The following is a 22,618-nucleotide window of genomic DNA, read 5'->3' as shown; positions in this document are numbered from 1 at the left end:
TTACAGACCTCTCATTCAATTCTTTCATTGCTTCAACTATCTTCTCATCTTTTTATAAATCATCAACGTCTCCAAGAGGAAAGCTCGATCAAACGCCGTTTTCTGATGAATACGATCAGCCCATTCTTCTAAGCTCTCTGCATCCGGATCGTCATACAATCCGCTGTTGGTGCTTAAGAAGCTTTTCCAATTATAAAATTCCCAATGCGCTGTTTCTTCCCCAAGTCGGATTCTTTTTTCTAAAAGCGGCTCCCGCTTGATTATATTTTGAGATTGTTCGGCAGCTGCCAGAAACAGCGTTCTTTCAATAGGCGCAGTCTGATAGATTTGTGCGGACGACTTTCCATTCTGACGATAATAAGTAACCTTCACATCATTACCGCTCGGTTCCACCTTTATTTCTGCAGCAGGAAAAAATCCGCTTAGTTTATCCGTCATGAAATCCTCTGCTTTATCTATCAATATCGGATTCAGCCACTGATCTCCTAAGTCGCACAAATACCTTCTGCCCCTTTCATCCAGCGCTATGACAGCTGCGTGATCTTCTCCAATCGGGTAAGCATCGATTCCTGCTTTTGCAAACTCATCCAGCAGCCAGATCGATAAATCAAAACAATTGCCTGTTATGCCATACTGATCCTTGTGTTCTTTCATTAACGAAAGCTCTCTCTGTTTTTTTGAACCAGATTTTACGTAATACCATGCCTTAGTGAAGGTTTCCATCGGAAATTCATCAAATTTCTTCCATACTGACAGGATTTCATCTGATGCTTTCATTTCTATCACCTCTCCTTAGTTAAAAAGATAGACACTGACAGCAAATAGCAGCTGTGCCAGAAAATAAGTGCTCATCACCATATAGTCCCTGTATTTTAAAGAACGCCTGAACCGGTCCCAAGCGAGCACTGCATCTGATAGGTAAAAGAATAATGCTGCTGCGATGATCAGAACTTGTCCGCTGATAAAAGACATTCCGGTCATCATGGTAATGACCGTTATATAAAGTGAAACAGCTGCGATCATAGCAGTCCCGCCTTTTTCTTTTACTCCTTTAAAAAGCAGGCGGAAAAAGAGGAACGCAATCAGAATCAACACAACCCATATTAGGGAATGACTCTCAACATCACCCCATTCAAAGATAAAAGCCGCAGTGTATAGGACATGCGCTATAAAAAAAGTAATTAACCCCTGCAAAAAACGATCAGCAGGCAGCATGAGAAAGACATCGCCGGCAAGGGAAAAGAGTAATCCGCAGACAACCAGGATGCCAAACACTCCGGCGCCATTCAGATTCATACAGGCTATTCCAATGATCAAAAGCATCGTTCCTGGTTTCAGCACATAAATCCATGTTTCTTTTTTATAATAAATAGCTGCCATGTAAGACGCAGCAGATGCAAAAACACACATAAATAATAGGATTGTAAACATTTTCCACCCCTTTTTCCCCCTAAAAAAGAACCAGGTCCCCCCTGGTCTCCATTTGAAGCTATTTGTCAGTTTACAAACTTCTCTTTTTCCTTCCAGAATTCCTTCCGCAGATGAACTTTTTGAATTTTGCCTGAAGCCGTTTTAGGCAGCTCATCTGTAAAGATCACTTTCGTCGGCGCTTTAAAATGAGCAAGCTTGCTGCGCGCGAAGGCGATCAGTTCTTCTTCGCTTGTCAGCAGTCCGTCTTTTATGACAACTATAGCCTGCGGCGTTTCTCCCCATTTTTCATGCGGCACAGAAATGACAGCGACCTCCTGCACGGCAGGATGATCGTACAGTACGCCTTCCACTTCAATTGAAGAGATGTTTTCTCCTCCGCTGATAATAATATCTTTTTTCCGATCAGCAATTTCAATGTTTCCATCCTCATCCACAACAGCCATGTCCCCTGTATAGTACCAGCCGCCGCGAATGACTTCATCTGATCCTTCCTGGTTGTTCCAATAGCCTTCCATTACGCCGTTTCCACGCACAGCAATTTCTCCGATTTCCTGACTGTTGTGCTTAACTTCCTCTCCAAGTTCATTAAAAACTCTTACGTCGCTTCCAATGAACGGATAGCCAGCTTTTGCTTTTAAGCGATATTTTTCCTCAGGCTGAAGATACTGCTGTGTATCACGGATGATGGATGTTGTAATGAGGGGAGATGCTTCTGTCATGCCATAGACTTGGATAAACTCCCACTTCAATTCCTCTTCCACCCGCTTCACAAATGCAGGAGGCGGGGCAGAGCCAGCAATTACAATTCGAATATCCTGCGGCTGCTTCGAACAGCCGTTCACTTCCGCGTATTGCAGAAGACTGTTTAAAACCGTTGGAGCCATGTGCATGACAGTCACGCCATAGTCATTGATCTTTCTGAAAATATCAGCCGGCTGCACTTTTCGAAGACAGACCTGTGTTGCGCCATTTGCGGTGTAATAAAATGGAGAACCCCATCCATTCACATGGAACATCGGCAGCACGTGAAGAAGAATATCACGGTCTGAAACCCGAAGATGATGCATGGATGCAAGCGCATGCAAATAGTTGCTCCGGTGGGTCAGCATAACCCCTTTAGGCTTGCCGGTCGTTCCGCTCGTATAAAGGAGAGTGGCCAAATCATCCTCCTCCATTTCAGGTCGTACAATTTCATCTTTTTCATATTGACTCAGCCATTGCTCATAAGCGATCGGACCATCTCCGCTGATTTCAAGACCGTGGACAATAATTGTTTGAATCGTTCTTAATTGATCTGCGACAGGCTCAATTTGTGCATAAAGCTCATGATCAACAAATAATACTTTCGTTTCACTGTGATTTAAGATATAGACATAATCTTCTGGAATCAGCCTCGTATTCAGCGGAACGATAACCGCTCCAAGCTGAAGAACGCCATAAAATCCCTCGTACATTTCAGATGAGTTTGGTGCAAGATAAGCAACTCGGTCCCCTTTTTCAATCCCTAAATCCATTAGCCCCCGTGAAAGCTGATTCACTCTTTCATTTACTTCTGCATATGTAAATTCTTTTAACTCATCAATCACAGCTGTTTTATTCCTGTATAGCTTCACAGCCCGATCCAAAAACTGAGGCAGCAGCAAAGGCACCTTCATTTTCCCATCCCCTTTAGTTTAAATATTCAATTATTTTCAAAATCATTATAGCATATCTGAGAGAAGGTGTTATATAACAATTGTGATGTATACGCAAAGAAACCGGCACAGACCTGCACCGGATTCTTTTTATTAATTAACAGTTTTAGTTCTTAGTCTCAATTCCAGCCGTCTTCTAAAAGCAAACACAGCTGAACCGAGGAGAAATAATGCTGACACTGCAAATACAGTCTGGACATTTGTCTGCTCTGTCCAATAGCCAAAGAGCAGGGATGCGAGTCCGAATGTTAAAGAAAGCATGGCACCCTGTGCTGCATAAACCTTTGGAAGTTGATCAGCTGATGCATTGCTTTGCAGCAGGGTCTGCATAGCTATGGACTTCAGCTGTTCCAGCACTCCGAAGGCAAAGGAGAGGAAAAGAGCAAGCATTGGTATGGTCGTGAACCCAAAAGAAAAGTACAAAGGCTCAACCCAAATCCTGCAGCCATAATGATGCTGCTGAGTTTTCCACGTATAAAAGCAGATGCTTTTATACCAATGAATCCGCCGAGGATCAACCCAATAAAAAAACTTGCATTGATATAGCCCCACCATTCCTCTTCCATCTGCAGCTGTTCTTTAACATAGATATAGATAATCGCTGCTATCCAGACGACAAAGGCAATGGATTCAATAAAAGCAATAATGGTGAGCGTTTTTAGGGATGGATTTTTCCAAATGAAGATCCAGCCTTCTTTTAAGGAGATCCATTTCCTTTTTGCAGGTTCGCTGTGGTCTACAGCAGGATGGAGCTCTTTAATTTGCATCATCATGATGGTTGAGATGACGAATAATGCACATGTCATCCAGATAACATTGCTTCCCCCAATTGAAGCAGCCAGTATTCCTCCTATTGCCCAGCCTCCAAGCTGAACAGACTGATCCAAAATAGAAACCAGGCTGTTTGCTTTCACAAGTTCATTTGACGGAACCAATCGCGGCAGCATTGCGCTTACAGCTGGAGCTGCCCACCCATCCAGAAAAGAGATGGCAAATACGAAAATAAAAAGCAGATATACAGGCCCTGATTGTCCAGTGAACTCATTAAACAGCGCCAGCATGAAGAGGATTCCCGTCTTTCCCGACTGCGAAATAACAAGCAATGTTTTAAGCGAATATTTATCAATCAGGATCGGGGCTAAAAACCCGCTGATGAAGCGCCCCATTGTGACAGTAAAAGGAACAGCCGCTATTATGACGGCAGAACCTGTATAAAAGTAAAGCAGTGTAATCAGACCGACTATGTAAAAAACATCTCCGCCACCGGCTATTGATTGACCGAGCCAAAGAAAGCGAAACGATTTATTTTTCATGTAAACTACCCCTCTTTCTTTATATATAGGGCAGATTCTTACATTGGACTTCCCCTCCACGATAAATTTCAGGCTATACAGCTGAGAATGTTAAGTAATTTGTAGGCTATCCGATAATTAGAATGGATGCCTTTTTTTCCATTCTCTTACTTCTATCCTACTTTACCGGCAAAGATTTTTGAATATTTTTTTAAAATCCGCTTTCAAGAGGTTATTTCATTATAGTTTTTGGGTACATCTACTATGTTGTACACCAATATAATAGAGGAGCCACATCATGTTCATCAGAATTCTTAAATCCTACGACTATACGTTAATAGCAGCGATTTTCTTATTAAGCACATTCGGGCTTCTTATGGTTTACAGCTCAAGCATGATCACATCCATTCTAAGATATGATGTGACGAGCAGCTATTTTTTCAAAAAGCAGAGTATTTCTCTGCTAATAGGTTTCATTTCGTTTGCCGCACTTTCATTTTTCCCATATAAAATCTTTCTTCAGAAAAAAATGATTAAGCTCTTATTTTACATATCGATTGGCTCTTTATTGTTTGTCATGATTTTTGGGCACACAGCCGGAAACGCTCAAAGCTGGGTAAAATTAGGCGGAGCAGCGATTCAGCCCGCAGAATTTGCGAAGATGTGGGTTATTATCTATTTATCAGCACTGCTTGCAAAAAAACAGAGATATATGGATGATTTCTACAATGCCATTCTGCCGCCAGTTATATTTGTTGTTCTAATTTTCATTTTAATTTTGCTGCAGCCCGACTTTGGAACAGCACTCATAATTTTATTGAATGCAGCGATCATCATTCTTTGTTCAGGGATTACGCTTAAAAGCTTTATCAAATTATCAGCCTTTACAGCGATGGCCGTTTCAATCGGGCTTATGCTTTTATTTATTACAAATAAATTAGCTGACGTCTTCTCATCCGAGAGAATTTCAAGATTTACTGGTTTTTTGGATCCCTTTCAAAATATCGCCGATTCAGGCTATCAGCTTGTCAGCTCTTATTATGCAATAAACAGCGGCGGCATGCTCGGGCTTGGCCTTGGAAACAGCATTCAAAAATATGGATATCTGCCAGAAAGCCATACGGATTTTATTATGGCGGTCATCAGTGAAGAGCTTGGACTGTTCGGGGTGCTCTTTGTCATCGGGCTGATTGCGTTTATCGTGTTAAAAGGCTTTGCCATCAGCAAAGCTTGTCCGGATCCTTTCGGCTCGCTTCTTGCCATTGGTATTTCCTCCATGATTGGAATTCAGGCCATCATCAATCTTGGTGCGGTAGCCGGTCTGCTTCCAATTACGGGTGTTACCCTTCCATTTGTAAGCTACGGAGGATCATCACTGATTCTGCTCTTCATCTCAGCTGGAATGCTGGTGAATATTTCGATGATGAATACCTTTAAGCAGACCTACAGCAAGCCACAGGCTATATAGAAAGCGGAAGCGCCATGTTAGCGCAGGCATCAGGAGTTGGGCGATGGAGCTGGACATAAATCACAAAATTTAATACTTTCTAAGCTCATAAAAAAGGACCCAATCATTTTTCAGATTGGGTCTTTTTTCACATCAAATTAATGTGTACTCTTCGTTTGCCTTTTTCGAATAAACCAGATAATAAACACAACTGCTGCTGCTCCGAGTACTGCATAAATGACCGAAGAATAGACGCCGACATACTCATTGATTTTAGGCCAGGCTTCACCGAGTGATGCCCCAAGCATAACAAGTGCAATGTTCCAGATCAGGGTACCAAAGGTAGTAAATAGAACAAATTTCAGGAAATTCATATTGGACATGCCTGCCGGTATCGAGATGAGACTGCGGAGCAGAGGGACCATACGGCAGAAAAAAACGGTCCAAATGCCGTATTTATCAAACCATGCATCTGCACGGTGTACATCTTTCTTTTTAACTCTCAGGATATGGCCCCATTTATCAATGATTTTTTCGAGCCGTTCAACATCCAGCTGCAGTCCGATCCAGAATAAAATGATCGCGCCGACAACAGATCCTGCTGTAGCGGCGAGAATGACTCCAATGACATTCATGTCTGAATTGGTCGTCATGAACCCTCCGAATGGCAGCACAACTTCTGAAGGAATAGGAGGGAATATGTTTTCTAAGGCAATCATCAGAAAGATGCCAAAGTACCCGTATTGTTCCATAAAATCCGTAATCCAGTTCTCCAAATACCTCACTCCTTCACTGCGTCCTTTTCTTTTCTAAAAATCATTTCCCTATGCTGGAACTTTTAAAACGCATGCACCCTAAGAAAAGCGGAAGCGCCCGTTTAGCTCCGACAGACAGATAAGGATCCGACAGAAAAGGCGCTTTTTGCCTTTACTGGCGGAGCCGTTCTAGCCGAGGAGTTGGGCGTTGGAGCTAGACATCGAAGCGCAAAATTTTAGTTTATTTATCCCCTTTTAAAAAACACGGCACCTCCTAAAAGAGATACCGCGTCAGGTTATACTAAATTCTTTTGTTCAAATCCAATAAATTTTAAGGCAAGGTGCAGACTGGAAAATGATTTGGTCTCTTTAAAATCAAGACCAAGGCTAATCATGGTCTGTGCAATTTCAGGGCGGATTCCGCTCAATTTTGTTTCTACGCCCAGAAGCTGCAAAGCATCAAGCACTTTGAAAATTTGGTTTGCTACCATCGTGTCAATGACAGGTACGCCTGATAAGTCAATGATTAAATATTCATATGCACATTCTGCACTTTTTGTTAAAGCAACATCCATTAATATTTGTGCACGCTGTGTATCAAGGTCTCCGATTAAAGGAAGAACCCCAATTTTTTCTGAAACATTTACAATTGGCACAGATAGCTCATCAACAGCATTTTTGGCAGATTGAATGTTAGTTGAGTATTTTTTCATATAAAAAACACTGATCAAATGGATAGCGTGATCTACCACATGATCAAAAGATGAAAGAAGCTCATAAAACTCATCCAGGGATAAGGTGTCAGCCTTTGCCTGGTCTTTAATGATGTCACCAATCACATCACGGTAAAATTTGATTTCCTCAATGGCCAGGTCAAGCGGAAATTGAATGACAATCAGCAAATCTGCCGTTTCTCTTCCCCAGTTGTTCAGAAGAACAATCGATTCCTCCTTCTTGAGCAAAATGGCTTCAGCATAAACGTTCACCAATCTTTCTCTCCAATTAGAAAGCTCCTGGCTGTTTGACTGGATAAGGTTCGGGTATTTTATGCTCTTTTCTACTTTTATAGTTTGGATCAATTCTTGTTTTTGATCTATAATCACTTCATTAATTTTTTTGAGGGTTGTGTGTAAATTGTTTTTAGTCTGCATGGTTCTCCTTTCCAAAACGAAGTTCTATCTATAAGGATAGTACTATACATTTAGAATCTCAAACCCTTTTTGTGGTAGTTAACAAAAAAATTTTCCATTTGGTATTTAAACATCTTTTTCAGCCTGAATAAGTCTAATAAACAGGAATGTAAATTTTCATCTTCATTTTTTCCGGATAGCTTGATCCCAGTACATCCGTTACCTCAAAATCCGGTCCCTCTCTCCGTTCGAAATTAGATTGCGGCAGCCATGTGCCGTAAATGTACTTGCGATTATTCTGAACCAAGTCTGCAGAGCCATTCACTTTGAATTCGGCATATTTACCTTCAGGAATTTTCATCTGAATCAGTGGAGCATCTAATTTTGCATCACATGCTTTTGATTCCTCTCCAATGACAAAAGTAAATCCTCCATCATCTTCAAAGGTGCAGGCTATCCCGTAGGACATGCCAGGTGCAAGTTTGCCAGGAATTTTCATAAAGTATTCATTCATGCCAAAATCATGATAGAATCCTGGGATGTCTTCAAAATAGGCATCATTATTTAAATTTGTTTTGTATTCGCAGCCTATAATTTGAATAGGCGGAAGGTTCACAATCTGTGGCTTGTTCATATGAATTTCTCCTTTCAAATTATGCTGAAAAGCCAAAAAATTAATCTTAGGCTGCAGCTTTAGCGCAGCTTGTGATTTACGGTACTTGGATGGCGTTATTCCTGAGAATGCAGAGAATGACCTTGTGAACGATTCTTGTGAGCCATATTGGCAATCGAGCGCAATTTGTATTATAGGAATATCTTTTTTCAGGAGAACAGCTGCTTCAGACAGCCTTCTGTTACGAATGTATTCCTGTACAGTGAAACCTGAAATCGCCTGAAACATTCTCTGAAAGTGAAACGGAGAGAAATAAGACTGAGCTGCCACATTTTGAATCTTTAATTCTTCAAATAGTTTAGTTTCAATATACTCAATTGACTTTTGAATCCGATGATATGTATCCATGCCTTCACACCCTTCTTTGACATCTTCATAACCAAATTTTACAAGATATCAGCATTGGAATTTTGATTTTTTGTGCTGTATTTCTGACAAGTATTCAATTTTCTCAATTGCTTTCATCCTCAGGTCAGCAATCTTTCAGATCCAACAAAAAAATCCCGCTGTTTTTTGCCCCAGCAGAATCTATTCTTCAATCTTCTTATAATAATACTCACTCAAAGCCTCATGCAGGAGCAATTCCTTTTTCCCGGTTTCATTCAGGGAATACGTCCCCCTTTTCACCCTCTCAAACCAGCCGTAGTAATTCTTGTTAAGAATCGAGAGCGTTTTATCGCCGGTTCCCATGGCACGGAGAATTTTAGGACTGAGCGGCCCCTTCCTTTCGAGACAGCAGGCAATGTGAATGCATCTTTCCTTGTAAGCTGTCATGATTTTCGTTTTGTTCACGCCGCCAATATTATGATCCCCGCTTCTCCCGGCCATTTCAGCCAGTATTCTGTCTCTTCTTTTCTTGCTCTGTTTCATGCTTTTGACTCGATCAAATGAAGAAGGCGCAAGCTTAATTTCAGCTTGAGCTCTTCCCTGACGAAACGAGACGATAATCAATCCAAGTTCCAGCCGCTTCACCAAGTAGCAAAGATCCTTCCATTTTTTCGAGCGCAGGCTGTATGAGGGCTTGGGGATGGCAATATAAACATGTTCTGTATAACGCTGTCTTTTTGCCGCCTGAATCAGCAGTTCAACGTTCAGCCTGAGCTTCAGTTCAACGATAATCAGCTCTTCCCCCTTAACGGCAGCCAGATCACAGTCATTTACTTCTCCGTACACTTCAAAGCCTTGTTTTAGAAAATATCTTTGTATCGGCAAATATAAATCCTTTTCTAAAATCTTGTCCTGTTTCATTTCTAATACCCCGCGTTTTCCATTATTCCTAACCCTATCATAACCGTTTTCAGAAAAAAAGGCTGACTGAAAGTGTACAAGAATATAATCCGGAGCTATCACATGACATTTGAATCTGACAAGTTATGAGACAAGCAGGGGCTGTCCAGAAAGTCTGTTTTCGCATAATTATTGTTTTCGATTATAAATGTTGTCCGTTCCTTTCCGCTGCAATCCACTTAAAGTTTTTAGCATGGAGTCTAAAAACAACAAAGTTTATGAAAAGAGCTGCAGAAAAAAGCAGACAGGAAATTACATTTGTTTTTCCTGCCTGCTTCATTTTAGAGACTTATTGAACAATCCCTTGTGCTGTATATCTTTATGCTTTAACAGGAATCCAAATCTCAGAATAATAGTCTGAACTATATGGATCATCATTTGTATACACTTCTAAATCAGGTGTGCCGGCATGCTCATATCCGCTCGTCGGGAACCATTCTGAGATAATTTGCTTCCATGCATTTTGCATCGCATGAGGCATTGGGCCATGAACTTCAAACTCAACCCATTTTAATGCTGGAATTGTGAGTTTTGAGAAACCTTGAGGCAGTTCGCCATTATATTCTGCAGCTACCCAATAATCCATCATTTTGCTGCTGCCTGCTACGCATATTCCCATCACGCCTTTAATTTCTCCGTTGTTCAGTTTCATCAGCAAATCATTGGTCCCATCCTGATTGACTTCATTCCAGAGCTTTGGAATACCGATCAGATTTTCCTCATTCTCACATGAAAACTCACGTTTAATTCCGACTGCTTCAAACCCTTTACGTTCCACCACATTGTATTTCATTGGATCTGCTCCTTTCAAACTCACCTGAATGGCCAGGCGGCTGTAGAATTTCAGTTTACAATTGCTTTTCCTCGCTTCACTCGGCGAAATCCCGTGCTGCCTTCTGAAAGCCTTTGTAAACGATTCGGGAGTTTCATAGCCATACTTATAGGCAAGATCAATCACTTTTCTGCGGCTGTTTGCGAGCTCCTGGGCGGCTAATGTTAAACGTCTGCGCCGAAGATATTCTAAAGCAGAAATGTCTGTTAAGATCGTAAATGTCCGCTGAAAATGAAAGGCTGAAGCATTTGCCTTTTTTGCAATCTGTTCAATCGAAATGTCTTCAAGCAAATGTTCTTCCATATAGTCGATCGCCTTCTGTATTGACTCTATCCATGACATATTACTCACTCCCAAGTCCAATCTTACCAATGCAGATTCTTTAAATCCTGTCATTTTATGCTTTGCGGTGACTGCTTTTACAGATGCCTTGTACAATTATACAAATCGCAGTCCCATCCCTTTTCTCCTTTTACAATTGTCGAGATTGACGTATTTCTCAGTCCATCCTTCATTTCTAAATTAGGAACCACATGTCTTAAAAAATGTGAGATAAACATTCCGTGGCTGACAATTAAAATGTTTTTTTCAGGATGATTCTTGATTAATTCATCGAAAAATAACTGCCCTCTTTTGATAACGGCCTCTGTCTTTTCAATTCCAAGATCTAGCTCCCGCCACTGTTCTCCCCATTTCTTTAATCTTTCTGCTTCTGTCGTTCCTTCAATTTGTCCGCCATCCACCTCTTTAAGTCTTTCATCAAATTGAATAGGAAGATTCCCAAGCTTTGCTGCTATGTATTCGGCTGTCTGTTTTGCCCTGGCTAATGGACTTGCGTAAATCACATCCCATTCTTCAGAACTTAACCTTTCCGCAAGCTTCACCGCTTCGATGATTCCATTCTCATCAAGTGGAATATCTGAGCTTCCCTGTGCTCTTCTCTCTACATTCCAGGCAGTGCGCCCATGGCGGATAATCCCTATTTTCGTCATATTCAGAACCATTCCTTTCAATTAATTTCTATCATTCTCTAATTCTTCCATCTAAGATTATGATACTCTAAAAGAGGGGTGAATACGATGAAAAGAAAACCAATTTATGTTGAAATTTTGGTCAGATCAGACATGGAAAAACTGTGGAGTGCAACACAAACTCCAGACTTGCATTCAAGCTGGGATCTCCGTTTTTCATCCATTACCTATCTTCCAAAAAAAGAAAACGAACCTCAGCACTTTTTATATAAAACAAATATTGGCTTCGGACAAAGCATACAGGGATGGGGAAAAAGCGTCGGGACCTTTCATGCTGAGGATGGACCCAGAACTTCATCCCTTCATTTCGGAACAGATCAAAAAATATCCCTAATCAAAGAAGGCAAGGGATACTGGAAGTACATACAAAAACAGGACGCACTCACTTTTCTGACACAATACGATTATAAAGTGAACTTTGGCAGGTTAGGTGCGTTCTTTGATGCAATCATATTCAGGCCATTAATCGGCTGGGCAACTGCTTTAAGTTTTGATGTCCTGAAAAGATGGCTTGAAAAGGGAGAAGCGCCAGCCTCTCAGTATTTGCGCTTTTTTAGTACATGGCTTATTACCTTTCTTTTCTTTTTTATCTGGACCTATCACGGCGCAGTGCCAAAAGTTCTTTTCAACCATCCAGATGAAGTATCTATGACGAAAAACTTGCTGCCTATTTCCATGAATCAGGCTTCCTCCATCGTTTCTGCTGTTGGCATAGCAGAGATTCTATTCGGACTGCTGTGGATTTTGCCGTTTAATAAAAGAAGGTTATTTGGTCTGCAGATTATAGTGTTTCCGCTTCTTTCCCTGTCAGCTGTTTTGGCAGAGCCTGCAAACCTGATTCATCCCTTCAGTCCCATTACTTTTAATGCCGCTTTATTCATTCTTTCGATCATTGGATTCTTCCAAAGCAGGGACCTGCCGACAGCGGGCAGCTGCAAAAGAAAGAGATAAGGAGATTCAGATGTCTATTTATAGAAGTGTATTAGGTGATCAATTTCAGCGCCTCCACCCAAAGCTTCAAAAAAGGTACGAGTTTCCCTTTAAAGCTAAAGGAGTGATGAAAACAATAAATGGCGGTCCAAAATGGCTGTACCCCTTCTTTTTAGCAGGAGTCCGCTTTAAATTCCTATTTCCGGAGTATGGAAAAGAGATTCCGTTTGTTATCATAAATACTCCGCGCACTGGCGCTGACGGGGAAGAACAGGTTCACTGGGAACGGATCTTTTATTTTAAAAAGAAAAAAAGGTATTTCAATGCGTTAATGAGTCTGGATTCTCAAAGGAACTTGATTAAAGATTACCTGGGTGAGCCGAAACTGTTCTATTCAGATTTATCCTTTCATGTGAATGACAGCGGACAATTAAAAATAGAGTCCAGAAGTCAGCGCCTTGTTCTTGGAAAGCTTGAGATTCCTATGCCGGGATTGTTTCAGGGACTGGCTTTTGTAACAGAATCCTACGACGAGGACAGGGATGTTTTTTTAATAGAAGTAAAAGTAGTAAACCGTGTCATCGGCACCGTTTTCTCCTATGAAGGAGCGTTTACAGCAGATGAAATTTAACAGCTTTGTCATCATTCACAGCATCATCTTCCTCCTTTCCGTGCTTTTAAATGAGGGGCCATGGTACTTTTTATTGCTTACGGCAGCACAGCTTGTCTATGTTCCGCTCGTATTGCACCTTATCATGAAAAAAGGGGATTGGTTTTATAGGCTTTATCCCTATGTTTCCATTCCTGCTTATACATCTGTATTTCTCCTGCAAGTAACAGGAGAATCCTCATTTGATGTCTTTTTTGCAGGTGTCTACTTGTGCTTTACAATTCTTGTCGCAGCATATGGATGTTCACGTTTTTTAAGCCGGGGTTTTATTCAATTTGAAGAATTTGCAGTGGATATGGGCCTTTTATCGCTAATGATCGGCGGAGCATGGTTTTTTGCACATATAGATGATATTGAGACTGGTTTTCCTCCTATTATCAGGTGGCTGACTGGCATTCACTTTCACTATTCTTCCTTTTTGCTGCCGATTTTTGCAGGGTTCTTAGGGAGAATTTCAAAACCTCCATTTTACCGGCTCTCGGCCTCGATCCTGATCGTATCGCCAATTATTGTAGCGCTGGGAATTACCTATTCAGTCTGGCTTGAACTGTTATCCGTCCTTTTTTATATTGCTGGGATATATGGTTTGATCTATCTCTCATTTAAAGTACCGCTTCATCAAGCGAAATGGCTGATCAGACTGTCCTTTTCAGCTCTTGGGATCACGATTCTTTTTTCTTTGGCTTATGCCCTGGGAAATGGTTGGGGAGTTTTCACCGTATCGATTGACTTTATGCTGAAATTTCATGGCATCCTAAATTGCGGCATATTTGCTTTATTGGGTGTGATTGGCTGGTCTATTTTCACCCCTTCTTCTGCTCACGGCCCGGCCTTTCCCATCAGTAAAGTCAGGGGAAAACGGGCAATTGGCGAGAAAATACTGGATGAGATCGCAGACAGAAGCTCTGAATACCAGGGACTAGTAGATAATATGGACATCTATGAACCTGATATTTCTTTGAATAACCTGTCTAAAGAGATTATCAGCTTTTATGAAAATACCAATCAATACCGGCTGTTTGCAGAAGTAAATTGGCACAGCTGGTTCAAACCATTCGCCTTCGTTTACCGATTGTTCAGCAGGCAAGTCAAACAAATCAATCTTCCGTTCTCAAGCAAGCAGGGTGAAATGACCGGAAGGATCTATCCGCTAAAAAAAGAACACGATGACAGAGAATCCGTCCGGGCATGGGTTCGGAAAATGAATGGTGAAACTGTATTTGTTGCCCTCTACTCTTATCACAGCACAAATGAAAAAACCTATATGAATATTGGGCTTCCACTTCCCGGTTCAGCGATGATTGGGATACTTGCGCTTAAGCAGAAAGGAAGAGACCTTCAGCTTTCAAGCAAAAAAGAGAAGCAGGATTCAGATGCCGGTGTTTATCTGGCTTTCCGGCAAAACCTTTTCAAACTTCCAATTGAAGAAGTTTTTCATGTCAGGGAATCAGCTGGGGGAAGGCTGACCGCAAAGCATAAAATGTGGATTTTTCGGATTCCCTTTTTAACCATTCATTATTCTATTGTTAAAAGACAAAAAAACTCCTTCTAATGAAGGAGTTTTTTTGAACTGAATGATAATGAAGCATGAGAAATAAAAAGAAGACCGAATTCGGTCTTCTTTTTATTTCATCAAGCAATCTCAGATTCTTTCGAGTGCACTTTTCTCATAAAGTCGTTTACGTCAGAAGGAACTTTGCGGTCAAGCTTCGAGACGATGTAAACAGACAGGAATCCGATTGGAACGGTAATCAGTCCTGGTACTCTGAACTGAAGGAATTCAGGCAAAGTCGCCGGCAGAAAAATCATGTACATGGAGGAAAGGAGCCCAAGGACAAGTCCCGCAATTGCCCCTTTTTCTGTCATGCCTCTCCACCAGATTCCAAGAATGAAGATGGGTGTAAATGTACTTGCTGCCACCGTAAAGGCGAGTGCAACAAGATGACCGATCGATGCTTCTTTTACAAGAAGTCCAAGCGCTCCATAAAGGACACCTAAAACCAGAATCGAGACTTTCCCCGCAATAACACGTTCTTTTTGAGTGATATTTTTCCTTAAGAAAGTGGCATAAAGATCATGTGCCAAAGCACCAGAACTTGCGATAAATAAACCGGACAAGTTCGAGAAGACTGCTGCAAATGCACCTGCAATGACAAGTCCAAGCAGCCATTCTCCGCCAAGAGCCTGTGCAGTAGAAGGAATAACCATATTGTTTCCTCCGGCTACAAGATCTTTCATAACCTGTGGATCCGCTGAGCCGCTTAGGAAAATAGATCTTCCGACTGCTCCTAGGTAAACAGCGAAGAAAAAGAAAACGCTTGCAATTAAGATTGCCATAAGAGCTGATTTACGAGCGGCCTTTGCACTCGGGTTTGTGTAAAAGCGAAGCAGAATATGCGGAAGACCGATCGTACCCAGCGCAAGCCCGATTGTCATTGAAATGGTCTGCCAGAAGGACGGGAAGTAGTTTCCTGTGCCAATCCAGGTTTGACCGTCATGAACAACGTCTTTTCCATCAGGAGCAAACGTCGCAGTTCCGGCAATGCTTCCTGTAAATTCAGTGACAGAAGCTAGGATTCTTTCATAATATAAACCGCCGTAAATCGCCGCTACTACCATCAAAATAAATGCGCCGAGACGAATCCATAATTCCAGCGCCTGATTTAAAGTAGTCCCTTTCATTCCTCCGATTCCAACATAGAAAATCATGACACTGCACGTAAAAATAATGCCAAATTCATAACTTGTCCCAAAGAACATACTTAAGATTTGTGCTGCTCCCAATAATTGCGGTGCTGCATAGAAACCCGAAATCGCCAATACGACCGCAACCGCTGCAAGTCTTGCCCGTTTACTGTGAAAACGGTAGCCAAGAAAATCCGCAACTGTATAAGCGCCAAATCTGCGAAGCGGTCCCGCTACAAAGATCGCAAGGAGAGTCAGTCCGATCGAGAAACAAAATGCATAATAAGCTCCATCATAACCAAGCTGAAAAGTCAGTCCTGCAATCCCGAGGAATGTGGCAGCACTCAAGTAATCTCCGCCGATGGCCGATCCATTAGTAAACCAGCCAAAGCTCCGGCCACCTACAAAAAAGTCAGATGCCGTTGCATTCCGTTTTGATAGATACGTAATGTAGACAATCGTTCCCATCAAGAAAATCGTGAGCAGCATTTTAGGTTCAAACAAAGCAGCCATCAGTTGACACTCCTTCCATTAGAAGGACGAATGGAGCTGTCTGTCATATGGCTCTTTTTCAATCTCTTCTCATATAACGCAGTATGAATATAAGCAATAATAAAGGCCATTCCCATTGCAACAATCCCTGTAAAGAACCAGGCATACGTCATTCCGCCGTAGAAATTTGAAAACATAAACTCAGGTGCAAACCAATTCAGGATCGGCATCGCAAAAATAAAGGCAAAATAAAACAATGTCAGTTTCGAGCCTGTACTAAATTCACTTTTCATCAAATGGCTTGTCTGCTGATCAAGCGGTTCAAGCTCTCGGACGTCAACCGTCCCTGCCTCTACATAATCATATTCTTTAAACTCAGCGGCCAAAATCCGTTCCCCCTTTGTTTTTATCTATTTCACTGCATGCTTGTATTTTACAATAGAAGGAAACGGCATACCTTACAATAAATTATCAGAAATGTATAAATATTTAATATATTATCCATTTCATGTATACTAGTACTAGAGTCATACTGTAAAGGAACGGGGAATTAAGCGTGTACAACGTTACATTCATAGTGGAAGAAGCAGCTGAAAAAGAAAAAATGACAACATGGATACATGAAGAACTTGAGGATGCCCTGCACGTGGATGAGGAAAACATAAACACCTCACTAAAAATAGCTGTCGTCGAAATTAGAAAGTTATTTGACTGGGTCAAAATTCACCGTCTGCAAAAAAAGCACCATGACTGCATCATCTTCCCGCTACTAGAACCATCTATGCTGAAAACTTCTCCCATTGCTATCGAACTGCAGCTGCAGACCATGCTTGTAAAGCCCGTTAAAAAACATACCTTCATCAAAAGTTTAAGAAAAGTCATGACGTCAAATAAAAATGAAAGCGCAGTCATCACAAACTATGGTTCAATGGTGCAGCAGCTGGCACAGGACCGCGGAACAGAGGCACGCCTTCTTCCTTTTCAAGAAGCTTTTCTTCGGAGACTGCTCCGCGCCGAAGTGAAATCAGAAGAAGAGCTGTTTGCAGCGCGTTCCTATCTTTCTGATGAAACAGTTCCAAACGCGGTTTGCTTCATACAGGGATTTATTCACAATCAAAGCAGGGAAAAAGCAGAATCGGCGCCTCTTCTCATTCAGTCAGTCTTTAAACAGCTCTTTTCACAAGTGAATCAGCAGCCGTCTTTTCTCGCTTACAAAAAACATTTGCTCATGCTTATCCAAGTTCCGCATGGCTTATCTTCCATTAGGAATTGGCAGGAAGGCGAAAGCAAATTGCTCCAGGCGATTGAGGATCTGAAAAATAAACATGGCATTCATTTATACATTGGAGTCGGTTCCATTTACAGAGAGCCCCTGCTTTTATCCCATTCTTACCGGGAAGCACGCAAAGCAAGACGCACCCCTCATTACAACCGGCTCTCGCTTCGATATTTTGAAGAAATAACCACTAATCCGCAAATCAATACGTGCACAAGCTATATTGCTCTTAACTGCCAAAAAGAACTGACGACTAAAATCGTCGCTGAACAAATCAACATCAGCGTTCCGTATTTCTGCAAACTCTTCAAAAAAGAAACCGGCCGCAGCTTTGTTGAATATGTCACCTTCGTCAGACTTCAGCGCGCTGTCTGGATGCTCAGGCATACGGACCAAACAATTGAGCAAATTGCAGATGAACTCGGCTTTAATACCCCGAACTATTTCAGCACTACCTTCAAAAAATACGTGAGCATTACCCCGAGTGAATATCGGCTGACGGATGAGATTCTATTTGTATAGAGAAAAGCGGAACCGCCCGTTTAGCTCCGACAGACAGATAAGGATCCGACAGTAAAGGCGCTTTTTGCCTTTGCTGTCGGATTTGTTCTGGCCGAGGAGTTGGGCGGTGGAGCTGGACAACAAGAAAAGCGGAGCCGACTGGTCATGGACTAGGTCCCCGTTCTTCTGTGAGACCATACCGGATTATCACACGGTTTTTTCTGCATAAACTTCGAGTGAAAAATCAAACTAGTCATCATATCTAATCGATAAGCAGCTGATTGCTTGAGCTGAGCCAATAACTTCAGTACCGGCAAGTTACAAAATTGTCGGTATTGAAATGAATTGATGGGGTTTCCAATTTAATTGGAGGGGTTTTGGAATTAATTCATGGGGTTTTCGAATTAATTGGAAGGGTTTCCGAATTAATTGGAGATTTTGTTCCGGCCGAGGGACCAGGAGGTGGAGCTGGACAGCACCGAAAAGCAAAAGGGACAGCTCTACGGCGAGTGATCCCATTATTTATTATTAAAGAAAAAAGCAGGCAGGAAAAACAATCGTTTTTCCTGCCTGCTTCATTTTAAGAAACTATTGGGCAGCCCTTTTTTCAGGCATTCTCATAATGATTCTGTACAAATTCCCCATACTTACTGCTGCTTTTAAGCTTGAGTTTGATCTCAGGATTCCTAGTCTTAAACAGCGGGATACCGTCGCCTAAAATAATCGGGGCAGTCGTGATGATGTACTCATCGACCAAGTTTTTTTTCATAAAACTGTCCAATATCTCTGATCCCCCGACAAGCCAGATATCCCTGCCATGCTGTGATTTTAATTTTTCAGCAAACGCTGCAGGGTCTTCCATTGTAAAATGAAGATCTGAACTCGTGCTGCTTTCTTTTCTTGTAAATATATAGCTTGTTTTTCCTTTATACGGATACTGATTATTGGTTAAAAGAAGAACATGGTCATACGTTTTTTTTCCCATCACGACCGTATCGATGGATTCAATAAATTCACTATAGCCATTGTCCCCAACACCCTGGACCTCATTGAGCCAGCTGATATCACCATCCAGACGGGCTATATATCCATCAAGGCTTATTGCAATAAATAAAACGATCTTTCTGCTCATATTCATGTCTCCTTTAGTAGAAATGATTGACTTTCGCTTTTAAGTTAACAGATAATGACGACAGAAATAGTCATGATCAGGAAGGAAAAAACATGTCAAAATTTCAGCGATTATTCAGTATCCTGTTTTATATCAACCGGAACAGAAAAGTAACGGCAGGCGAATTGTCTAATGAGTTTGGAGTATCTATCCGCACGATCCAGCGTGATTTAGCCGAGCTTGAAGAATGGGGCTTGCCTCTATATAGTGAACAGGGACCTCACGGGGGATACACTGTTTTGAAAAATAATATCCTTCCTCCGCTCTTCTTCACTGAAGACGAGGGACTTGCCCTGTATTTTTCATACGAGTACCTGATGCACTACCAGACCCTTCCCTTTCAAATGGAAATTAAGGCCGCATCCGATAAACTCTACTTATCATTCAATGAAACAATCAAAAAGAAAATAGATGAAATGAAAAATCACATTTCCTTTTTAGCGCCGCCCCAAAAAATTTATGCCCCTTTATTAAATGACATTCTCGACAGAGCGGTCAGCCGTTCGAAAATCGAGATAGAATATGAGGGAAAGAAAGGGAAAGCTATTCGCAGCATTTTTCCTTATGGCATTTATGCATCTAATGGATTATGGTATTGTCCAGCCTACGACTACAGTTCTCAAGATCACCGGTTATTCAGAGTGGACCGAATCTGCAGCGTGAAGTTAATAGATGCAGAAGAATCTATAAAAACGAACCTATCTGGATGGATTTCTAAAATGGAACAACGGGATCAGATTCCTTTAAAAGTCCAATTGACGAAAAATGGAGTGAGGGAATGCAAGAGCCTTCCATACCTTGCAGATTATATAACTCAGCATCATGATGGCACAGGGACAATTTCTGCCAAAATTCCAATTGATGAAATCAGCTTTATGGCCAGGAACTTTTATTTGCTTGGAGGAGACGCTATCGTTGAAGAACCGCAGGAACTGATTGATGTTATTATATTGCATGCCAAAGCTATTCAGGATCAGTATAAGAACTAAAAAAATTCCCCTATGCGGGGAATTTTTATTTCAGCTTAATCTTCACTTCGCGGTTTGGCGCCTTTTCGTTTTTAACTGGCGGAAGTCCATATCCATATCCGGTTGCCGCCTGTTTTACGGTGTTAGTCACACTGTGAATGACCTCTCCCATATCCTGTGCAGATTCAAGTAATGGTTCTACTGTTTTCATTTTGCTTTTTACATCAACCGTGATTTGATTGGCCGAGTGAATCAGATCCTCAGCCTCTCCCGACAAATCATGAACAGCCTTTCTTACTTCAACAAGGGTCTCATTTGTTTCTTCTAGGGTAACCATTCCGCGTCTTAGCGTTTGGATCAAATACCCTACAAGACAAATAAAGGCTAACGCAGCTCCGACAGCACTTAGTTCGATTAACATGTTCCACCTCCGCGGCCGATTTTGTACAAGACAGGCTGTACATTGGTAAATTATATGATTGTGCCGCGCAGAGTAGAAGCTTATAGTTTCAGCATTTCGCCTTTTCGGAGCAGGGGTGCTTCAGCACGAACCGTTTCCGGATATTTAATTCCCTGCCCTGTATTCAGGCAGACCACGGTTTCATCTTCCTTAATCCAGTTTCTTTCTCTTAAAAGACGGGCTGCTGCAAAAGTCGCCGCCCCCTCCGGACAAATAAAACAGCCCTCTAATTTGGCAGCTTGTGACTGCTCTGCATGAATCTCTTTTTCAGAAACAGCAATGGCACAGCCATTCGTATCATAAATCCCCTGAAGAACAAGAAAATCACCGATCGCTTTCGGCACATTGATGCCAAACGCATCCGTCTGTGAGTTTTCCCAGAACTCTGATTCCATTTTTCCTTCTTCAAATGCTTTTACAATCGGAGCGCACCCTTCCGCCTGAACAGCAACCAGGCGGGGAAGCTTGTCCTTGCTGATCCAGCCAAGCTCCTGCAATTCTAGAAGAGCTTTATAGATTCCGATTATGCCCACACCCCCGCCAGTCGGGTATAAAATGACATCAGGCACGGTCCAGTTCAGCTGCTCCGCAATTTCATACCCCATCGTCTTTTTCCCTTCAATGCGGTATGGCTCTTTTAGCGTGGATGCATCATAAAAACCTTCTTCGCCGACAAGCTGCGCTACAACTTTTCCGGCATCGCTGATCAACCCATCAATCAAATGCAAATTCGCACCGGAAATTGCCGTTTCTTTTCTAGTAATAAGAGGTGCGTCCAAAGGCATGATAATATACGGCACTATTCCCGCTCTTGCTGCATAAAGTGACCACGCGGCACCTGCATTGCCGTTTGTCGGCATCGCAAATGTTTTCACACCCAGCTCCTTCGCTTTCGAAATGCCGACAGCAGCGCCCCGCGCCTTAAAAGAACCCGTTGGAATCAGACCTTCATCTTTCATAAGAAGATGCCCAATACCCAATTTTCTGCCGATTCTGTCCGTCTTAAGCAGCGGCGTCATGCCCTCTCCCATTGATACAATATTGTCCGGATTTTCCACCGGAAGCAGCTCATGATATTTCCAAAGGCTGTTTTCTCTTTGACTTACCTCTTCTTTCGTCAACACCGATTTCACTAGATCCAAATGATAGTTTACCAATAACGGCGATCCGCACGTGCAAAGCTGCTGAATCGTCTCCGCTGAATACTCCGTCCCGCATTTTGGGCAACTTAAATGTGACAGATAACTATAATTCATGAACAAATCCCTCCATAATAGAAAAGGCCCCTAACAAATAAATGTTAAGGGCCTTCGGTTTTTCCGATCAGCTTATGTATAGAAAGATAGCGTATCTTTTTTGAATAGTCAAACTAAAAGGAGGATAACACGATTCCCTCTGATACTGAATTCGAACGGTTTTGGAGGCTATCAGAAAGCAGACTGTAGGCTGCTATTTTCTTTTTGAACCGTTTTACTACATAAACGCGATCTTTGTAACTGTATATAAAGATTCTAACATCCTTTTTTCCTCTTTTAGTATCAATGATAATTGGCGTCCCGCCGTTCTCCGGATGTAAAAATAAATTCTCGCTCCCTGGATAAATATAATATTTTTTTAAAAAAACAGCTTCGTTAAAATCATTAATTACTTGTATTTTGCCTTCACCTTTCAAGGATTTCCCATCAATGGTTACTGTAGAATTTGAGTCACTGAGTTTTGAATGAATCTCAAATTTGCTGATAAGCCAATCGACACTAAAAGTTGGAAGACAGGTCATTAGTATTTTTATAGCACTCATTAGAATTAAAGAAATTAAAACTGCCAAAGTCATATTTTCATCACCTTTACTTTATTAACTTATCTATTCCATCCTAGGGGTCCGACAATATTATA

General features: G+C 41.7%; 24 protein-coding genes. 7 read left to right on the top strand and 17 right to left on the bottom strand.

The features are described from left to right. Positions 1 to 36: 36 nt before the first annotated feature. From GJU41_RS02480 to GJU41_RS02460, 5 genes are all read right to left on the bottom strand, one after another. On the bottom strand, positions 37 to 777 hold the full coding sequence (locus tag GJU41_RS02480; RefSeq protein WP_070874957.1) for a hypothetical protein: 741 nt from the start codon (positions 775 to 777) through the stop codon (positions 37 to 39). Between the two features lie 15 nt (positions 778 to 792). Next, complete coding sequence (locus tag GJU41_RS02475) at positions 793 to 1,431, bottom strand: lysoplasmalogenase (protein ID WP_070874955.1); 639 nt, start codon at positions 1,429 to 1,431, stop codon at positions 793 to 795. Positions 1,432 to 1,496: 65 nt separating this feature from the next. Continuing rightward, complete coding sequence (locus GJU41_RS02470; protein ID WP_070874953.1) at positions 1,497 to 3,086, bottom strand: long-chain-fatty-acid--CoA ligase; 1,590 nt, start codon at positions 3,084 to 3,086, stop codon at positions 1,497 to 1,499. A gap of 132 nt (positions 3,087 to 3,218) precedes the next feature. After that, positions 3,219 to 3,455 carry a hypothetical protein gene (locus GJU41_RS02465; RefSeq protein ID WP_154317932.1) on the bottom strand — a complete coding sequence of 79 codons (237 nt, stop codon included), beginning with the start codon at positions 3,453 to 3,455 and terminating at the stop codon, positions 3,219 to 3,221. An 11-nt stretch (positions 3,456 to 3,466) separates the two neighbouring features. Beyond that, positions 3,467 to 4,438 (bottom strand): MFS transporter, encoded by a 972-nt coding sequence (locus GJU41_RS02460; protein WP_154317931.1) that lies wholly within the window; start codon positions 4,436 to 4,438, stop codon positions 3,467 to 3,469. 277 nt (positions 4,439 to 4,715) lie between these two features. Here GJU41_RS02460 and GJU41_RS02455 point away from each other — a divergent pair, with 277 nt between their 5' ends. Further along, positions 4,716 to 5,885, top strand: a complete 1,170-nt coding sequence (locus tag GJU41_RS02455; protein WP_070874949.1) for an FtsW/RodA/SpoVE family cell cycle protein — start codon at positions 4,716 to 4,718, stop codon at positions 5,883 to 5,885. 137 nt (positions 5,886 to 6,022) lie between these two features. Here GJU41_RS02455 and GJU41_RS02450 read toward each other — a convergent pair whose 3' ends face one another. The 6 genes from GJU41_RS02450 to GJU41_RS02425 all read right to left on the bottom strand — a co-directional run bounded on the left by GJU41_RS02450 (position 6,023) and on the right by GJU41_RS02425 (position 11,533). Next, positions 6,023 to 6,640, bottom strand: coding sequence for a DedA family protein (locus tag GJU41_RS02450; protein ID WP_070874943.1), 618 nt, complete (start codon positions 6,638 to 6,640; stop codon positions 6,023 to 6,025). A 275-nt stretch (positions 6,641 to 6,915) separates the two neighbouring features. Continuing rightward, entirely contained in the window at positions 6,916 to 7,770 is an 855-nt protein-coding gene (locus GJU41_RS02445; RefSeq protein ID WP_070874934.1) for an STAS domain-containing protein, read from the bottom strand. A 133-nt stretch (positions 7,771 to 7,903) separates the two neighbouring features. Continuing rightward, the gene (locus tag GJU41_RS02440) at positions 7,904 to 8,770 is read right to left on the bottom strand and encodes an AraC family transcriptional regulator (protein WP_154317930.1); all 867 of its coding nucleotides are present in this window, start codon (positions 8,768 to 8,770) and stop codon (positions 7,904 to 7,906) included. Positions 8,771 to 8,950: 180 nt separating this feature from the next. Then, positions 8,951 to 9,670 (bottom strand): DUF2161 domain-containing phosphodiesterase, encoded by a 720-nt coding sequence (locus tag GJU41_RS02435; protein WP_070874932.1) that lies wholly within the window; start codon positions 9,668 to 9,670, stop codon positions 8,951 to 8,953. Positions 9,671 to 10,028: 358 nt separating this feature from the next. After that, positions 10,029 to 10,883 (bottom strand): AraC family transcriptional regulator, encoded by an 855-nt coding sequence (locus GJU41_RS02430; RefSeq protein ID WP_154317929.1) that lies wholly within the window; start codon positions 10,881 to 10,883, stop codon positions 10,029 to 10,031. Positions 10,884 to 10,960: 77 nt separating this feature from the next. Further along, positions 10,961 to 11,533 carry a histidine phosphatase family protein gene (locus tag GJU41_RS02425; RefSeq protein ID WP_070874927.1) on the bottom strand — a complete coding sequence of 191 codons (573 nt, stop codon included), beginning with the start codon at positions 11,531 to 11,533 and terminating at the stop codon, positions 10,961 to 10,963. Positions 11,534 to 11,620: 87 nt separating this feature from the next. Between GJU41_RS02425 and GJU41_RS02420 the strand changes: the two genes are divergently transcribed. Genes GJU41_RS02420 through GJU41_RS02410 form a run of 3 tightly spaced genes read left to right on the top strand, consistent with a single transcriptional unit; the run spans position 11,621 to position 14,724 of the window. Continuing rightward, positions 11,621 to 12,523, top strand: coding sequence for a DoxX-like family protein (locus GJU41_RS02420; protein WP_070874925.1), 903 nt, complete (start codon positions 11,621 to 11,623; stop codon positions 12,521 to 12,523). Positions 12,524 to 12,533: 10 nt separating this feature from the next. Next, on the top strand, positions 12,534 to 13,133 hold the full coding sequence (locus GJU41_RS02415; protein WP_070874921.1) for a DUF4166 domain-containing protein: 600 nt from the start codon (positions 12,534 to 12,536) through the stop codon (positions 13,131 to 13,133). Next, positions 13,123 to 14,724: a YndJ family protein gene (locus GJU41_RS02410; RefSeq protein ID WP_170292696.1), complete on the top strand. Its 1,602-nt coding sequence runs from the start codon at positions 13,123 to 13,125 to the stop codon at positions 14,722 to 14,724. The genes GJU41_RS02415 and GJU41_RS02410 overlap by 11 nt, the downstream gene beginning before the upstream one ends. Before the next feature lie 80 nt (positions 14,725 to 14,804). Here GJU41_RS02410 and GJU41_RS02405 read toward each other — a convergent pair whose 3' ends face one another. Together GJU41_RS02405 and GJU41_RS02400 are read right to left on the bottom strand one after the other, a co-directional pair. Next, complete coding sequence (locus tag GJU41_RS02405; RefSeq protein ID WP_070874917.1) at positions 14,805 to 16,373, bottom strand: sodium/solute symporter; 1,569 nt, start codon at positions 16,371 to 16,373, stop codon at positions 14,805 to 14,807. Continuing rightward, complete coding sequence (locus GJU41_RS02400; RefSeq protein WP_070874915.1) at positions 16,370 to 16,735, bottom strand: DUF485 domain-containing protein; 366 nt, start codon at positions 16,733 to 16,735, stop codon at positions 16,370 to 16,372. Before GJU41_RS02400 ends, GJU41_RS02405 begins: the two co-directional genes overlap by 4 nt. Positions 16,736 to 16,905: 170 nt before the next feature. Between GJU41_RS02400 and GJU41_RS02395 the strand changes: the two genes are divergently transcribed. Continuing rightward, positions 16,906 to 18,147: a helix-turn-helix domain-containing protein gene (locus GJU41_RS02395; protein WP_070874913.1), complete on the top strand. Its 1,242-nt coding sequence runs from the start codon at positions 16,906 to 16,908 to the stop codon at positions 18,145 to 18,147. 356 nt (positions 18,148 to 18,503) lie between these two features. Then, entirely contained in the window at positions 18,504 to 18,710 is a 207-nt protein-coding gene (locus GJU41_RS02390; RefSeq protein ID WP_070878362.1) for a hypothetical protein, read from the top strand. 23 nt (positions 18,711 to 18,733) lie between these two features. Here the strand turns inward: GJU41_RS02390 and GJU41_RS02385 are convergent, their stop codons facing one another. Further along, positions 18,734 to 19,258 (bottom strand): dihydrofolate reductase family protein, encoded by a 525-nt coding sequence (locus GJU41_RS02385; protein ID WP_070878360.1) that lies wholly within the window; start codon positions 19,256 to 19,258, stop codon positions 18,734 to 18,736. Positions 19,259 to 19,350: 92 nt separating this feature from the next. On the opposite strand from GJU41_RS02385, the gene GJU41_RS02380 reads away from it, so the two are divergent. After that, positions 19,351 to 20,286, top strand: a complete 936-nt coding sequence (locus tag GJU41_RS02380) for a helix-turn-helix transcriptional regulator (protein ID WP_070878357.1) — start codon at positions 19,351 to 19,353, stop codon at positions 20,284 to 20,286. Positions 20,287 to 20,311: 25 nt separating this feature from the next. Here the strand turns inward: GJU41_RS02380 and GJU41_RS02375 are convergent, their stop codons facing one another. From GJU41_RS02375 to GJU41_RS02365, 3 genes are all read right to left on the bottom strand, one after another. Next, positions 20,312 to 20,686 (bottom strand): DUF948 domain-containing protein, encoded by a 375-nt coding sequence (locus tag GJU41_RS02375; protein ID WP_070878355.1) that lies wholly within the window; start codon positions 20,684 to 20,686, stop codon positions 20,312 to 20,314. Between the two features lie 80 nt (positions 20,687 to 20,766). Continuing rightward, entirely contained in the window at positions 20,767 to 21,981 is a 1,215-nt protein-coding gene (locus tag GJU41_RS02370) for a threonine synthase (RefSeq protein ID WP_154317928.1), read from the bottom strand. Between the two features lie 113 nt (positions 21,982 to 22,094). Beyond that, complete coding sequence (locus GJU41_RS02365) at positions 22,095 to 22,556, bottom strand: YfmQ family protein (RefSeq protein ID WP_070878351.1); 462 nt, start codon at positions 22,554 to 22,556, stop codon at positions 22,095 to 22,097. Positions 22,557 to 22,618 lie beyond the last annotated feature (62 nt).

Source organism: Metabacillus idriensis (genome assembly GCF_009674765.1).
In the GTDB taxonomy this organism is placed as follows: Bacteria; Bacillota; Bacilli; order Bacillales; family Bacillaceae; genus Bacillus_P; species Bacillus_P idriensis.
Note: the sequence above shows the minus strand (reverse complement) of the source record. Positions and strands in the feature narration are given on the sequence as shown.